This window comes from Ruegeria lacuscaerulensis (assembly GCF_013034685.1).
GTDB lineage: Bacteria > Pseudomonadota > Alphaproteobacteria > Rhodobacterales > Rhodobacteraceae > Ruegeria > Ruegeria lacuscaerulensis_B.
On record NZ_WQGO01000012.1, the window covers coordinates 15,823 to 28,784 of the forward strand.

Consider the following 12,962-nt stretch of genomic DNA (forward strand, 5'->3'; position numbering starts at 1 on the left):
ACGCCTATCGCTGCGGTCGTTCGAACGTCTGATCAATGCCTGCACGTCTGGCACTTCCTTGGGACTTCACCGACGACAATTAAGTATGGACAAAAGATTTGCAGCACCTGTTGGGGCGCCTGTGACACCAATGGGGGTCTCTTGAACCGCGACTTTCATGAAGCCCGCGAAAGAACCTAGGCCGATTCACTTAGCTCAATCACCCCTTTTTGCGCACCACGACAACAAATTGGGTCATCGAAAAGAAGAAGCGTCCAGTCCTTGCAAGGCTGAGCTGCTCATCAAACCACGATTGCGCAACTGCGGGATCAACATGGTCATTTGCGACAGTGTATTGCTTCATGAGGTGCATCATCATGATTGCGAGGCCATCTGGCTTTAGCTGGTGATCTGTCATTGTGAACGACAAGACATCTTCCACACGGTCGCCGCGAGCCTTTATCAGCGCGGGCAGTCTTTCCGGGACGGAACCACTCACAAAGTGCTGGTTCCAGGATGTCAGCATCTTTTGCATTCTGTCGGGCTCATCGCTGAACCAGATCAAGCTGCCAAAGTGTAGATCGCTGATGACGAGGCGCCCGCCGGGTTTGACGCACCGCAGCGTGTCAGCCAACGCACCGTCTACGTCTTCGATGTACTCAAAGACCTGTACCGAGACGGCCTTGTCAGCACTCTCATCCTCAATGGGCAAGCTATTTGCGGCACCAGCACGAAACTCCACGTTTGCGTAGTCGCTGCACCGTTCTCTAGCAGCTGCCGTCATGTCAGCGCTTGGGTCGATCCCGATGACATAGCCATCCGAGCCAACTGCCCGGGCCAACTCAACTGTTAACATCCCGTTGCCACAACCGATGTCCAAAATAGTTTCACCAGGAGCCGGGCACAGCGCATCAAATGAAGCCTGTCTTCGCCGCGTCAGTTCTGCGCCTTGATAGGCGATTTCAAGTAATTTCGTTGTTTCAGCGTCAAATTTAAGCAACTCTCCACCCTTACAAAGCCCACATGCCCCCAAAACCTTATCAGAAATTGAGTTATCTACGAAAAGCAGGATGGATCGTTGAGGCTTGAACATGGATCCACCAACAATAAATGAATGCGCCGACTTGATCCGACGAATGATTTAACCCCGAGAGCGAAGGACGCATCTGCCGCTCTATCGGACCAGCTTTTCGTGGCGCTTCGAACGTTAGAACAAAATCAATTCAAGAGATGTCGAGGCCGTTCTCTCGTCCGAAATCGGTATAGAAGCTGTCACTGCGGCATCGGTTTAAAGTGGCTTCGTCCGCTTCTCTTGGGTCGGTGCCAGGGCTTTGGACACCTGTTCCTTCTATGAAGCGGTTCACGAGATTAAAGACACCGCAAACTTGGATAGCATCGAACAGCGCACTCTCCGACCAGCCTGCCGCGTAGACTGCTCTAGCGTCGGCTTCTGTCATTCGGGATGGCGAGACAGTGAGCTTTTCAATGTATGCCAGCAACGGTTTGAGGTGATCCTCGACGGGCGCCGTATCGCGGTCTTCCATCAGTGCCTCGATTGTCTCGACTTCAATACCGTAGGCTTTGGCGAAAACGATGTGCGCCCCATGGCAATACGCACAAGCATTCAATCCCGAGACATAGGCCGCAATGAGTTCACGTTCAGCAACCGAGAGGTCGCTCTCGCCCCTCATCACAAGGCTTTCGTACGCACAAAGCGGAGAGAGTTTATCTGGAAAGGCTTGATAGACACTTCCAAGTGTCGCGTTCTCCGGCAGAGATGGAAACAGGCGTTTCATTTAATTCTCTTTCAATCTTGCTATGGATTACGTTTTCTCAAAGTGAGGAACCAACGTTGTTTACGCAACCTTAAAGCAATTTCGGGTTCCGCTCAGAGATTCCGTTGGGATACTGCGAACGGTAAGTTTGCCAGACGACACCCCCAACTTGTTGCTGCTTGGTTAAAGGCAATTTCATTTGAGCCGTTCTCGTAAATTTGCAAAGTCAGCATTCTGCGCATTGATGTCATTGGGGCTTCGCGCAGCATCGGTCTATGTGGGCTCAATACCGTGATTTGCTGCATACTGAGCGTATGGCCGCTTTTAACAGGGATCATTTGCCGCTGAGCCTATTGTCGCGGCTTATGTCAAATCTGGAGAAGTTCGTTGGATGAGGCCAAAGTCAGCAATTCTTATACGTGAGATTAATTTCGACCTGCGATGGTTGCACGGTTTTCTACATGAGGATTTGACATGAAAAAACTTGCAACCATTGACCTGCCCAGGACAAACGCAAACGCTTTTGAAGTGCTGGCGCGCTGCCAGTCCGCAGCCGAAAGAGCCGGAGCAGAACAAGCCAGAATTCAGGGCTTCCTTGAGGACGCCGTCCAAGGTGATTATGAGCACTTGTTGCGTGTGGTGAAAACCCACTTTGAGGTCTCTAGCGCCCGGACTTGATTAGTGAGGGCCTGGCATGCCGACAGGCCACTAGCTCAAAATACTCTCAGTCACCAGTTAGGTTTCCGATTGGCTAGCGATTGTTAGCTCCAGCTACTATTGATCGCCTCTCTAGTCATCAATTCTCGTGAGATTTCTGGGTACACTTCCAATCTCGCACTAACAAAGAACAAGGCGCCGGTGACCAAAAATCCGGCGCCTTTTTTCCTGCAAAACCGAAGAATTACGAGTTGTGGGCGCTAATGACCTTGTGTATGGGCGCTAAAATCGCCGAAATGGGTTCGTATTGCCTTGCGGTTCACCACAGCGATTGTCTGCGATCTGCGTCAGCCACACTTAGAATGACCGCAGCTTCGGCAGGTCATGCAGCCCTCGATCATCGCCATATCGAACTGACCACAGGATGGGCAGGCTTTGCCGCGGGGTGCGTCCATATTGACCACCTGCGCCTGCGGGTCGGATTTCAGACCCATTCCTTCGCCTTCAAGAAAGCCGATATTGACCATATGCTGCTCGATCACGCCGCCAATCGCGGCCAGGATCGATGGGATGTATTTCCCCTGCACCCAGGCCCCGCCACGCGGATCGAACACGGCCTTTAGTTCTTCGACGACAAAGGACACATCCCCGCCCCGTCGAAATACGGCAGAAATCATGCGGGTCAGCGCCAGCGTCCAGGCGTAGTGCTCCATGTTCTTTGAATTGATGAACACCTCGAACGGACGACGGCGGCCACCAATGACGATATCGTTGATGGTCAGATAAATGGCGTGTTCGCTGTCGGGCCATTTCAACTTATAGGTCGACCCCTCCAGCGATTGCGGACGGTCCAGCGGTTCGGACATATAGACAACCTCACCGCCATCCACCTGATGCGGGGCATCCGCGCTTTCGCCGGGGGCTTTGTCGGCGCTTTCGGACACTGTCAGGACCGAGCCGGTCACGTCATTCGGGCGATAGGTCGTGCAGCCTTTGCAGCCCTGATCCCAGGCCTGCATGTAAACGTCTTTGAAGGCGTCAAAGCTGATATCTTCGGGGCAGTTGATCGTCTTGGAAATCGAACTGTCGATCCATTTCTGCGCGGCGGCCTGCATCTTGACGTGATCAGACGGGGAAAGCGTCTGCGCGTTCACGAAATAGTCGGGCAAGGCGACTTCGCCGAACTTGTCGCGCCACATCTGCACGGCATAGTCCACCACCTCTTCCTCGGTGCGCGAGCCGTCCTTCTGCAGCACCTTGCGCGTGTAGGCGTAGGCAAAGACCGGCTCGATCCCCGACGACACGTTCCCTGCATAGAGCGAAATCGTCCCAGTCGGCGCGATCGAGGTCAGCAGGGCGTTGCGGATACCGTGTTCGCGGATCGCGTCACGCACGTCATCATCCATTTGCTGCATGTTGCCGCTGGCCAGGTATTTCTCGGCGTCAAACAGCGGGAAAGCACCCTTCTCCTTCGCTAAATCGACCGAGGCCAGATAGGCGGCGCGGGCGATCGCGTGCAACCAGCGTTCGGTTTGACGCGCCGCTTCGTCGGACCCATAGCGCAGGCCCAACATCAAAAGCGCATCCGCCAGACCCGTCACACCCAAGCCAATCCGGCGCTTATCTTGTGCTTCGGCTTCCTGCTCGGCCAGCGGGAATTTCGACGCGTCTACAACATTATCCATCATACGCACTGCGGTCGCGACCAACTCTTGCAACGCGGCCTCATCCAGACGCGCCGCGTCCTCGAACGGATCTGTCACCAACCGCGCCAAGTTGATCGAGCCCAGAAGGCACGCGCCATAGGGTGGCAATGGCTGCTCGCCGCAGGGGTTGGTCGCGGCGATGGTTTCCACATAGCTCAGGTTGTTGGCTTTGTTGATCCGATCGATGAAGATCACGCCGGGCTCGGCGTAATCATAAGTGGCCTGCATGATCTTGTTCCACAGATCGCGCGCCTGCACCGTGTGATAGATTTTGCCGTCGAACACCAGTTCCCATGGGCCGTCGGCCTTAACCGCTTCCATGAACGGGTCCGTGACCAGCACCGACATGTTGAACATGCGCAGGCGGGCCGGGTCAGATTTCGCGGTGATGAATTGTTCGATATCAGGGTGATCACAACGCATGGTCGCCATCATCGCCCCGCGGCGCGAGCCCGCGGACATGATCGTCCGGCACATCGCGTCCCACACATCCATGAAGCTCAGCGGGCCAGAGGCATCCGCCGCCACGCCTTTCACATCGGCCCCACGCGGACGGATGGTCGAGAAATCATACCCGATCCCGCCACCCTGCTGCATGGTCAGCGCGGCTTCTTTCAGCATGTCGAAGATACCGCCCATGCTGTCGGGCACGGTGCCCATGACGAAACAGTTGAACAGGGTCACCTGACGCGCCGTACCTGCACCCGCAGTGATGCGACCAGCGGGCAGATATTTGAAATCTTCCAACGCCTCATAGAACTTATCTTCCCAATGGGCCGCGTCATCCTCGACCCGCGCCAGATCACGGGCGATGCGCCGCCAACTGTCCTCGACCGTCTGGTCGATGGGCGTGCCATCCGCTTCTTTAAAGCGGTATTTCATGTCCCAGATCTGCTCGGCGATGGGGGCGGCAAAGCGGCTCATTGGTGATTCCCTGTTCTGAAAGAGGTATCCAGACTACTCCAATTCACATCCAAACCACAACACCTTGATGACGTCGCATTGCGAGCTACAATATAGAGGTGGGCCTTGGGACGACTCTGTGGGAAAGCTGTGGATAAGTACGTAAACCTCATCAAACTGTCCGTCGGATCGGAAAGCGTTGATACGCTGATGGCGTGGCAGGACAGTCGCAGACCGCTTTACGAGGACGGCTGCCCGCGCCATGTCACCCGCATGTGGCCCAAGCGCGAGTCCGAGATTCTGAATGGCGGATCAATCTATTGGGTGATCAAGGGCGTAATCCAATGCCGTCAGCGCATCCTGCGTCTGGATGAGGTGCGCGGCGAAGACGGCATTCGCCGCTGCGCTATCGTGCTGGACCCACAGGTCCATCGCACCCAGACCGCGCTCAAACGCCCATTCCAAGGCTGGCGCTATCTCAAACCCGAGGACACCCCCGCCGACCTGCCGGAAGGGCGGGAACAGGACGATGCCTTGCCCGACGATCTGAATCGCGCGCTTGCCGAGATCGGCGTGCTTTAACGCAGGCGATCCAGCAATGCGTTCAGAGTGGCCTTTGTCTCGGGGTCACATTTCGCCACCCGACTGCGCCACAGGGTCGCCTGCGATTGCAGGATCAGCCCGTCGGTCAGGATTTTGAGGTGGTTCGCCCGCAGCGTCTCGCCGGTAGATGTGATATCGGCAATCGCCTCGGCGGTCTCATTCATCACCGTGCCCTCGGTCGCGCCCTGGCTATCGACCAGAGTGTAATCGGCAACTCCCGCATCGGTCAGAAACTCGCGCACCAACCGGTGGTATTTAGTGGCAATCCGCAGCCGATGCCCGTGGGTCTTGCGAAACGCCGCTGCCGCCGCGTCCAGATCATCCAGCGTGTCTACATCAACCCAGCAAGCAGGTGTCGCGATGATCAGGTCGGCCTTACCGAACCCAAGCTGCGAGATCTCCTCGACCTGTTGTTCCCAGCGGGGCAGCTTTTCATGCACCAGATCAATGCCGGTGACACCCAGATGAATGCGCCCGGCGGCCAGTTCGCGCGGGATTTCCCCAGCAGACAGCAGGATCAGAGAGACCCCGTCGATGCCCTCGACCTTACCCGCATATTCCCGGTCCGATCCGCTGCGCGACAGAGTGATGCCGCGCTTTTCGAACCAACCAAAGGTCTTGTCCATCAAACGGCCTTTCGAGGGCACGCCCAGTTTCAGGCTCATCGCGTGTCCTCCTCGATCTCCAGCATCAGGTCGGGGCGGATGACACCGCCCACCGCCGGAATTTCGGCCCCGTTCCCCAACTGCCGCGTCAGCGCGTCATAGCGCCCGCCAGTGGCGATGGGGGGTAGATCGGGGCGACCCTCAGCGTAGAAGCCAAAGACAAACCCGTCATAATATTCCATCGAGGTGCGGCCATAAGCGGCCTCGAAATCCAGACCTTCCACATCCACGCCACGCGCCTGTAGCGAGGCAATCCGCGCCTCAAGCCGGTCCAGCGCCGGAGTGATCTGCGGCAGATCCACCGCCACGTCGCGCAGCTGTTCCAACGCAAAGGGCATGGTCTCACGCACGTTCAGCAGGGTTTCCAGCCCAACCAGTTCGTTGTCGGAGATAGGCGGTGTGTCGCGATCTTCGCGCAAGGCAGCGATCCGCGCTTCGATCTCGGAGGCACGGCGCTTGCCGATCATCGGGATGTCCGTATCCAGCGGATTTTCTGCATCCAACAGGCTGTCGCGCCCTTCAGGTCCCGGTTTGCGACCGGCAAAGCGGTCCAGCAGCACCCGGAATCGACGAGGCCGCCACAAGTGCCGCATCAGCGCCGCCTTGCGCCGGTCAGTGGTCTTCAACCCCGCAACTGCGGCCGTTAGAATACCGATATCCCCAGTCGCAGCCCGCAGAGGCAGCCCCCGCAATTGCAACGCGAACAGTGAAAACACCTCGGCATCCGCGCCTGCGGGATCATTGCGGTCGAACACCTCGTACCCGACCTGAATATATTCATTCGAGCGGTCCGGATCATGCTCCTGACGGCGGAACACCTCGCCAGAATAGGTATAACGCGCGGGTTCCGCCCCGTCGGACATATGCATCTGCACCACGGGCAGGGTAAAATCCGGGCGCAGCATCTGCTCGCCCCGCAGCGCGTCCGAAGTCACGTAGGCGCGCGCGCGGATATCCTCGCCATAAAGGTCCAGCAGCGTGTCGGCCGGTTGCAGCAGCGGAGGGTCCACGATCTGCGCGCCTGCGGCCTCGAACCTCACGCGCATCATGGCAGCGCGGGCTTGTATCTGGGAACGGTTCGGCATGCGTCAGTCCTGACTGTCCAGAATTTCACGCACCTTGGCGACCAGCTCGCCACGCGGCACTTCGAACTGGCTGGGGCGCTCTTTCCATTCCTCCAGCGTGGCGCTTTCGGCGATCTTGGCCCCAAGGATCAGGTCTTTGATCTGCACGATCCCATTTGCTTTTTCATCGCCACCTTCGATCACCGCGATTGGCGAGTTCCGCTTGTCCGCATATTTCAGCTGATTGCCAAAGTTCTTGGGATTGCCCAGATAAACCTCGGCCCGGATGCCTGCATTGCGCAGCTCGGCCACCATCGCCTGATAATCGGCCATGCGGTCGCGGTCCATCACGGTGACAACGACGGGGCCGGTGGCTTGCGCCGCGATCCGGCCCTTTTCGCGCAGGGCGGCCAGCAGCCGGTCGACACCAATGGACACGCCGGTCGCAGGCACTTCCTGACCGGTAAACCGTTTGACCAGATCGTCATAGCGACCGCCGCCCGAAACCGATCCGAACTGCCGCTTGCGGCCTTTCTCGTCGAAAATCTCAAAGGTCAGTTCAGCCTCATAAACCGGTCCAGTATAGTATCCGAGGCCTCGCACAACCGACGGATCAATCTCAATCCGGTCCGCGCCATAGCCGCCCGCATCCAGCAGCGACCCGATCTGTTCCAATTCGGCAATCCCATCCACCCCGATCTTGCTGTCGCCCACGGCAGCACGCAGGTTGGCCAGTGTTCCTGCGGTATCCGCAGCCTTCGAGGTCAGGAAGGCAATTACCGGCTCGGCCTGATCGTCGCTCAACCCCACACCGTCGATAAACGCGCCCGAGGCATCCAGTCGGCCCTTGGTCAGCAGCTCGCGCACACCGGCCTCACCTACTTTGTCGAACTTGTCGATGGTGCGCAGAACATTGTCGCGGGCAGCTACGTCTTCGCCCAGCCCCATCGCCTCAAGCACTCCGTTCAGGACCTTGCGGTTATTCACCCGCACCAGATAGTCGCCGCGCGGAATGCCCACGGTCTCCAACGTGTCCGACAGCATGGCACAAATCTCGGCATCTGCCGCCATCGAGGCCGTGCCCACCGTATCCGCATCGCATTGATAAAACTGACGATACCGCCCCGGCCCCGGCTTTTCATTGCGCCAGACCGGACCCATCGCATAGCGACGATAGGGCGTCGGCAGATCATTGCGGTGCTGCGCATAGACACGGGCCAAAGGCGCGGTCAGGTCATAGCGCAGGGCCATCCAGTCACCGTTGCCGCCGTCGTCAAACTCCTGCCACGCAAATACGCCCTCATTCGGGCGATCCACGTCGGGCAGGAACTTGCCCAGCGCCTCGACGGTTTCCACAGCGCTGCTTTCCAGCGCATCAAACCCGTAGCGATGATAGACATCCGCAATCGTCCGCAGCATCTCGGTGCGCTGCGAGACTTCCTGGCCGAAATAGTCGCGGAACCCTTTCGGCGTGACTGCCTTGGGGCGGGGCTGTTTCTTGGGCTTGGCCATGTGGGGCGTCCTTGCGGTTCATGTTCCGCGCGCGGTCTATCCCATGGCCCGCATCGGGGCAAGGCGCGCTTTCGCTGGTCATGACCCGCCCGTGCCGCTATGACCACGCTCAAAGGAGACCCCCATGCAGCATCTGGAAGAGCAGATCGCCCACCTGACCCGCACGGTCGAAGAGTTGAACACAGTCGTTACAACCCAACAGAGCGAGATCGACCGCCTGACCCGGCGCGTCGAGATGCTGTTGCAGCGCGAGGCTGAACGGGCGCAGGAAGGTTCCGGCGGGGTTGTGTTCGGCGACGAACGCCCACCGCATTATTAAGGGCTGAAACCTTAGCGCTCGTTTCACCGCAAGACCTGCTACGCCGGCGTAGTAATTTTGTCAGCGGTTAGGCAGCAACTGGTGCCAGCATTGTCACCCCCGAGATCGCGGCCCATCCGTGTCCAAGAGAGGATATGGTCGCAAAAAGGCTTTCCAACCGCATGAAGCTAAGCGCATTCAACACAGCTGTGTGGCAGCATCGGGTTGGGCTCAAAACTCCTCGACCGACATCACGCCTTCCAGCGATTTGATCGCACCCTTGATCTGCGGGTTGATCGGGAAACTCTGGCCCAGGTCCATCTCGACCTCGCCCGGCAATCCGGGGGCCATCAACAGCAATTGAATCGGCCCGCGTGCGGCGTTCTTGGCAGCACCTGCAGCATCCTCCAGCACTTTGGCCACAGTGGGCAGCGCCTGTTCCTCATCCACGAATATGCGCAGGCCGGTTGCACCCGCTTCGGCCACGACTGTATCTACCGGACCGACCGAGCGGCCCAGCAGCTTCAACTGGTCGGCCTCCATCGTTGCCTCGGCGGTCAGAACCACCTGCGCGCCGGTTTCCAGATACTCGCGCGATTTCTCCAGCGTTTCCGAAAACAGCGTGACCTCATACGCGCCGCTGGGGTCTGAAAGCTGCGCAAAGGCAAACCGGTTGCCGCGCGCAGATTTCCGTTCCTGCCGACCAGCAACAACACCGGCCATCTTCGCGATGAAGGGCCCCGAGCGCGCCTTTTCCGTCACCTCATCCAGCGTCATTACCTGTTTACGTTTCAGCGCGGGCATATAGTCGTCCAGCGGATGGCCTGACAGGTAAAACCCGATGGCCTTGAATTCCTCGCTCAACCGCTCGGCAGGCAGCCAATCGGGCGTGGGCGACAGGCGCGGTTCCGGCAGGTCGTCACCCGCCTCACCAAAGAGCGACACCTGGTTCGAGTTCTTTTGTTCGTGGATAGCCGCCGAATACTGCACAAGCGGATCAAGGCTTTCGAACACGCGGCGGCGGTTCTTATCCAACTGATCAAACGCACCCGCCCGCGCCATCATCTCCAGCGGGCGTTTACCGACCTTCTTCAGATCAACCCGGCGGGCTAAATCGAACAGGTTCACAAAGGGCTTTTCCGCGCGACCATCGACCACCAGGTTCATCGCCTCAACGCCCACGTTTTTCAAGGCGCCCAGCGCATACACAAGCTCTCCGTTCACCACATCGAAGGTAGCTTGAGATCGGTTCACGCAAGGGGGCACATAGGGCAACTCAAGCCCTTTGCGGACCTCTTCGAAGTAAACGGCTAGTTTGTCGGTCAGGTGGATATCGCAATTCATGACACCCGCCATGAACTCTACCGGGTGGTTCGCCTTCAGCCAGCCGGTCTGGTAGCTGACCACCGCATAAGCCGCAGCGTGGGATTTGTTGAAGCCGTAGTTGGCAAACTTGTCCAACAGGTTCCAGACCTCGGTCGCTTTGGTCTCATCGACATCATTTTCGGCAGCCCCTTTGAGGAACTTGGGCCGCTCAGCATCCATCGCCTCCTGAATCTTCTTACCCATCGCGCGGCGCAACAGGTCTGCGCCGCCAAGGCTGTAACCGGCCATTTCCTGCGCGATCTGCATCACCTGTTCCTGATAGACGATGATGCCCTGCGTCTCGTCCAGGATGTGGTCGATGGACGGGTGCAGCTTGTCCCGCTTACTGAGCCCGTTCTTAACCTCGCAGAACTTGGGAATGTTCTCCATCGGACCGGGACGGTAGAGCGCCACAAGGGCAATAATATCCTCGATACAGTCCGGCTTCATCCGCTTGAGCGCGTCCATCATGCCCGAAGATTCCACCTGGAACACTGCCACGGTCTTGGCCGCAGAATAGAGCTTGTACGTCGCCTCATCATCCAGCGGGATGGCGTTGATCTCGTTCACCGCGCCTTCGGCCGGTTCGTAAAGCTCGGTGCCATCGGGCGCGATATGAAGATCGCGCCCGGATTTGAAGATCAAATCCATCGCGTTCTGAATCACGGTCAGTGTTTTCAGACCCAGAAAGTCGAACTTGACCAGCCCGGCCTGTTCCACCCATTTCATGTTGAACTGAGTCGCGGGCATATCGGACCGAGGGTCCTGATAGATCGGCACCAGCGCATCCAACGGCCGGTCTCCGATCACCACCCCCGCCGCGTGGGTCGAGGCATTCCGCAACAGCCCCTCAACCTGCCGGCCATAGGTCAGAAGCCGGTCCACAACCTCTTCGCTGCGTGCCTCTTCGCGAAGGCGGGGTTCGTCTTTCAGGGCCTTTTCGATGGAGACAGGCTTGACCCCCTCCACCGGGATCATCTTGGACAGGCGGTCCACCTGCCCATATGGCATCTGCAACACCCGCCCAATATCGCGCACGGCGGCCTTCGACAACAGAGCACCAAAGGTGATGATCTGCCCCACCTTGTCACGCCCGTATTTCTGCTGAACGTAACGGATCACCTCTTCCCGACGGTCCATGCAGAAGTCGATATCGAAGTCCGGCATCGAGACCCGCTCGGGGTTCAGGAACCGCTCGAACAGCAGCGAATACCGCAACGGATCTAGGTCTGTGATCGTCAGCGCATAAGCCACCAGCGAGCCCGCACCCGAGCCCCTCCCCGGCCCGACCGGGATGTCGTGATCCTTGGCCCATTGGATAAAGTCCGCGACGATCAGGAAATAACCGGGAAAGCCCATGCCCTCGATGATGCCGAGTTCGAAATCCAGCCGTTCCTGATATTCCTCGGGCGTCACCGCATGCGGGATCACCGCCAGACGTTTCTGCAAGCCTTCATTGGCGATACGCCGCAGCTCGGCGACCTCATCATCGGCAAATTTCGGCAGGATCGGATCGCGGCGATAGGCCATAAAAGCGCAACGGCGCGCAATCTCGACCGTGTTCTCAATCGCCTCGGGCAAGTCGGCAAACAGCGTCACCATTTCCTGCTGCGACTTGAAATAATGCTGCGCGGTCAGGCGGCGGCGACCGTCCTGTTGGTCGACATACGCGCCCTCGGCGATACAGATCAGCGCATCATGCGCCTCATACATGTCGGTGGTCGGGAAATAGACATCATTGGTGGCGACCAGAGGCAGATTCTTGGCGTAGGCCATCTCGACATGCCCACGTTCGGTTAGACGCTCTGCCTCGGGCTGGCCCCCTTCTCCCGGATGGCGCTGCAATTCGATATACAGGCGGTCCGGGAACATCCCAGCCAGGCGATCCACCAGAGCCTCCGCCGACGGACGCTGGCCTTGCTGCAACAGCATCCCCACAGGCCCATCCGGCCCGCCGGTCAGACAGATCAACCCGTCCGAGCGTTCCGCCAACTCCTCCAACGTGACCTGCGGCAACTGCCCGCCCTTGTCCACATAAAGGCAGGAACTCAGCTTCATCAGGTTCTCATACCCCGCCTCGGACTGCGCCAGCAGCACCAGCGGCGCAGGAGCTTTGGGCTTTTCGCCTGGCTGCGGCTGCACATAGGTCAGATCAACCTGACACCCCATGATCGGCTGCACCCCAGCGCCGCTGGCAGTCACGGAAAACTCCAAAGCCGAGAACATAGAATTGGTGTCCGTCACCGCAACAGCGGGCATCTCCATATTCTCGCACAAAGCGGGCAGCTTCTTCAGCCGCACAGCGCCTTCCAGCAGAGAATATTCGGTGTGAACACGTAGGTGAATGAATCGAGGAATACTGCTCATACCCGCTACGCTATCCCAGCCAGCGACGCGGCAAAAGCAGGAACCGCCGCTTTGAGATGCCTAAAAAA

10 protein-coding genes are annotated in these 12,962 nt (G+C 58.4%); 3 read left to right on the plus strand and 7 right to left on the minus strand.

Going from position 1 to position 12,962, the window contains the following annotated elements; all coding sequences use genetic code 11:
* Window positions 1-199: 199 nt before the first annotated feature.
* Complete coding sequence (locus GOV80_RS20550) at window positions 200-1,072, minus strand: methyltransferase domain-containing protein (RefSeq protein WP_237215964.1); 873 nt, start codon at window positions 1,070-1,072, stop codon at window positions 200-202.
* A 130-nt stretch (window positions 1,073-1,202) separates the two neighbouring features.
* On the minus strand, window positions 1,203-1,775 hold the full coding sequence (locus GOV80_RS20555) for a carboxymuconolactone decarboxylase family protein (protein ID WP_170787383.1): 573 nt from the start codon (window positions 1,773-1,775) through the stop codon (window positions 1,203-1,205).
* A gap of 453 nt (window positions 1,776-2,228) precedes the next feature.
* On the opposite strand from GOV80_RS20555, the gene GOV80_RS20560 reads away from it, so the two are divergent.
* Entirely contained in the window at window positions 2,229-2,432 is a 204-nt protein-coding gene (locus tag GOV80_RS20560; protein WP_170787385.1) for a hypothetical protein, read from the plus strand.
* Window positions 2,433-2,758: 326 nt separating this feature from the next.
* Here GOV80_RS20560 and GOV80_RS20565 read toward each other — a convergent pair whose 3' ends face one another.
* A complete protein-coding gene (locus tag GOV80_RS20565) occupies window positions 2,759-5,041 on the minus strand; it encodes an adenosylcobalamin-dependent ribonucleoside-diphosphate reductase (RefSeq protein ID WP_170787387.1) in 2,283 nt (760 codons plus the stop codon).
* A 129-nt stretch (window positions 5,042-5,170) separates the two neighbouring features.
* Here GOV80_RS20565 and GOV80_RS20570 point away from each other — a divergent pair, with 129 nt between their 5' ends.
* The gene (locus GOV80_RS20570) at window positions 5,171-5,602 is read left to right on the plus strand and encodes a DUF1489 family protein (RefSeq protein ID WP_170787389.1); all 432 of its coding nucleotides are present in this window, start codon (window positions 5,171-5,173) and stop codon (window positions 5,600-5,602) included.
* Here the strand turns inward: GOV80_RS20570 and hisG are convergent.
* The 3 genes from hisG to hisS are packed head-to-tail and all read right to left on the minus strand — an operon-like array spanning window position 5,599 to window position 8,864.
* Window positions 5,599-6,288, minus strand: a complete 690-nt coding sequence (hisG, locus tag GOV80_RS20575) for an ATP phosphoribosyltransferase (RefSeq protein WP_170753491.1) — start codon at window positions 6,286-6,288, stop codon at window positions 5,599-5,601. The genes GOV80_RS20570 and hisG overlap by 4 nt on opposite strands.
* Entirely contained in the window at window positions 6,285-7,373 is a 1,089-nt protein-coding gene (locus GOV80_RS20580) for an ATP phosphoribosyltransferase regulatory subunit (protein ID WP_170787391.1), read from the minus strand. Before GOV80_RS20580 ends, hisG begins: the two co-directional genes overlap by 4 nt.
* A gap of 3 nt (window positions 7,374-7,376) precedes the next feature.
* Entirely contained in the window at window positions 7,377-8,864 is a 1,488-nt protein-coding gene (gene hisS / locus GOV80_RS20585; RefSeq protein WP_170787393.1) for a histidine--tRNA ligase, read from the minus strand.
* A 124-nt stretch (window positions 8,865-8,988) separates the two neighbouring features.
* Here hisS and GOV80_RS20590 point away from each other — a divergent pair, with 124 nt between their 5' ends.
* The gene (locus GOV80_RS20590) at window positions 8,989-9,183 is read left to right on the plus strand and encodes a SlyX family protein (protein WP_170352274.1); all 195 of its coding nucleotides are present in this window, start codon (window positions 8,989-8,991) and stop codon (window positions 9,181-9,183) included.
* A 210-nt stretch (window positions 9,184-9,393) separates the two neighbouring features.
* Here GOV80_RS20590 and dnaE read toward each other — a convergent pair whose 3' ends face one another.
* Window positions 9,394-12,894, minus strand: a complete 3,501-nt coding sequence (gene dnaE, locus GOV80_RS20595; RefSeq protein WP_170787395.1) for a DNA polymerase III subunit alpha — start codon at window positions 12,892-12,894, stop codon at window positions 9,394-9,396.
* Window positions 12,895-12,962 lie beyond the last annotated feature (68 nt).

Bases quoted from the DNA above. Each gene is read 5' to 3' on its own strand.
- GOV80_RS20550 (WP_237215964.1), bottom strand. From the start codon at position 1,072: ATGTTCAAGCCTCAACGATCCATCCTGCTTTTCGTAGATAACTCAATT.
- GOV80_RS20555 (WP_170787383.1), bottom strand. From the start codon at position 1,775: ATGAAACGCCTGTTTCCATCTCTGCCGGAGAACGCGACACTTGGAAGT.
- GOV80_RS20560 (WP_170787385.1), top strand. From the start codon at position 2,229: ATGAAAAAACTTGCAACCATTGACCTGCCCAGGACAAACGCAAACGCT.
- GOV80_RS20565 (WP_170787387.1), bottom strand. From the start codon at position 5,041: ATGAGCCGCTTTGCCGCCCCCATCGCCGAGCAGATCTGGGACATGAAA.
- hisG (WP_170753491.1), bottom strand. From the start codon at position 6,288: ATGAGCCTGAAACTGGGCGTGCCCTCGAAAGGCCGTTTGATGGACAAG.
- GOV80_RS20580 (WP_170787391.1), bottom strand. From the start codon at position 7,373: ATGCCGAACCGTTCCCAGATACAAGCCCGCGCTGCCATGATGCGCGTG.
- hisS (WP_170787393.1), bottom strand. From the start codon at position 8,864: ATGGCCAAGCCCAAGAAACAGCCCCGCCCCAAGGCAGTCACGCCGAAA.
- GOV80_RS20590 (WP_170352274.1), top strand. From the start codon at position 8,989: ATGCAGCATCTGGAAGAGCAGATCGCCCACCTGACCCGCACGGTCGAA.
- dnaE (WP_170787395.1), bottom strand. From the start codon at position 12,894: ATGAGCAGTATTCCTCGATTCATTCACCTACGTGTTCACACCGAATAT.